The organism is Sphaerospermopsis sp. LEGE 08334, from assembly GCF_015207205.1.
Taxonomy (GTDB): domain Bacteria; phylum Cyanobacteriota; class Cyanobacteriia; order Cyanobacteriales; family Nostocaceae; genus Sphaerospermopsis.
This window is the reverse complement of sequence record NZ_JADEXH010000103.1, coordinates 1-2,497: the sequence shown is the minus strand read 5'-3', so window position 1 is coordinate 2,497 and position 2,497 is coordinate 1. Positions and strand designations below refer to the sequence as shown.

At 42.4% G+C, this 2,497-nt stretch carries 1 protein-coding gene; it reads left to right on the top strand.

All coding sequences use genetic code 11. The features are described from left to right. On the top strand, positions 1-2,497 hold a 2,497-nt coding region (locus IQ237_RS25905), incomplete at both ends, for a class I SAM-dependent methyltransferase (RefSeq protein WP_194060109.1).

The following is a 2,497-nucleotide window of genomic DNA, read 5'->3' as shown; positions in this document are numbered from 1 at the left end:
AACTCAAACAGCTTTCTCAAGAGACGGGAACCACACTGTTTATGACACTGCTGGCAGGTTTTGTGGTGTTGCTGTCTCGCTACAGTGGACAAACAGATGTGGTAGTAGGCTCACCAATTGCTAATCGTAACCGCACAGAAATTGAAGGTTTAATTGGGTTTTTTGTCAATACTTTGGCACTGAGATTTGATTTATCTACAGAACCAAACTTTGAAGAATTATTGGCACAGGTGCGACGGGTGACTCAAGAGGCTTATGACCATCAAGATTTACCCTTTGAGATGTTAGTCGAACAGTTGCAACTAGAGCGGAATCTAGATCGAAACCCTCTGGTGCAAGTGGTGCTTGCTCTGCAAAACGCTCCCTCCTCTCCCTGGAATCTGCCTGGGTTAGAAGTGGAAGAAATGGATTCGGGAGTGGATTCAGCGCGAATGGATTTAGAGCTTAACTTGTGGGATACACCAGAAGGACTAAGGGGTTTCTGTTCTTACAACAGAGATTTATTTGATGGAGCGACGATTGCCCGGATGATGGAGCATTTTGTGGCTTTACTGACAGCAATTGTTGACAATCTCCAGCAGCCAGTAGCATTACTGCCCTTGCTGACTCAGGCAGAACAACGTCAATTATTAGTGGAGTGGAATGATACTCAAGCTGATTATCCTCAAGATAAATGTATTCATGAGTTATTTGAAGAGCAGGTAGAGAAAACACCGGATACATTAGCCGTAGTGTTTGAAAATCAACAACTCACCTATCAGCAATTGAATAGTCAGGCTAATCAGTTAGCACATTACTTGCAAACTTTGGGAGTCAAACCAGATGTACTAGTAGGGATTTGTGTAGAGCGTTCCCTAGAAATGATTGTAGGACTATTAGGTATACTCAAAGCAGGAGGGGCGTATGTACCCCTAGACCCAGAATATCCGCAAGAACGCTTGAGCTTCATGTTAGAAGATGCTCAAGTATCAGTATTGCTAACACAAAAGTCACTATTAAATCAATTACCCTTAGACAATCGAGAAAAGCCATATCAGGTAATTTGTTTAGATGAAAACACCTTTAACTTAGAATTAACCGAAAACCCCAGACAGCAAAATAAACCTGATAACTTAGCCTACGTAATTTACACCTCTGGTTCAACAGGAAGACCTAAAGGGGTAATGATAGAGCATCGCGCCATAGTCAATTTAAGTTTAACTTGGGCTAAGATTTTCCAAGTTCAGAACCACAGCCGTTTGTTGCAATTTGGTTCTTTTAGTTTTGATTTATCCGTAGGTGAAATTACCACAGCCTTAGTGACAGGTGCTTGTTTGTATTTAGGAAATAAAGTAACTTTATTGCCTAGTCAAAGCTTAGTAGACTTTTTAACCGTAAACAAAATTACCCATAGCTTCTTATCGCCTTCAGCCCTATCTGTACTACCCAAAGCCAAATTACCGGATTTGCAATGTATCACAGTAGGAGGAGAAGCTTGTACAAAAGAATTAGTGAATCAGTGGGGAACAGAAAGAAATTTCTACAATTGCTACGGACCTACAGAATCCACAGTAACGGCGACAATCTTCCCTTGTCAACCCAATGGCAAAAAAACACCCATTGGTAAACCAATATCTAATCTTCGCATCTATATATTAGATAGAAACAATCAACTACTACCACCAGGGATACCAGGAGAATTGTGTATAGCTGGAGTTGGTTTAGCTAGAGGATATTTAAATCGTCCCGAAGCGACTGCGGAAAAATTTATAGAAATAGATATATGTGGTCAAGTTGAGCGAATTTACAAAACAGGAGACTTAGCCCGTTACCTACCAGATGGGAATATTGAATACTTAGGACGCATAGACAATCAAGTAAAAATCAGAGGATTTCGCATCGAACTGGGAGAAATTGAGGCTGTGCTATCCCAGATGCCGGAAGTGCGAGAGGCGGTAGTTGTGGCTTATGAAGACCAAAACAAGAAACTTGAATCACGCCAGCAACGAGAACTAGATCCATCCACAACTGATCATGATAGCGTCACTCCAGTTGACACCGCTAGTGATAAACGCTTGGTAGCTTACTTAGTTCCGGCTCTTGAACGTCAAATATTAACGCAGCAGTTGGCTCAATGGCAGAGTGAGTACGTTGGTGACTGGCAAATGCTGTATGAGCAGACTTATGAGCAACCGCAAACAACGATAGATGATGTCACATTCAATATCAGTGGTTGGAACAGTTCCTACACCAAAGAACCTATCCCGGCTTGGGAAATGCGGGAGTGGGTAGAAAATACGGTGGGGCGCATCCTGTCTCTGTCACCGCAGCGAGTCTTAGAAATTGGTTGTGGTTCAGGGTTACTGCTATCTCGTATTGCCCCCAATTGCGAAGAGTATTGGGGATGTGATTATTCCAGTGCGGCTATCCGGCAGGTTGAGCAAATATGTCAAAGGGTTGCTGGGTTAGAAAATGTGCGCTTACTGCACCAAATGGCAGATAACTTTACAAATATTCC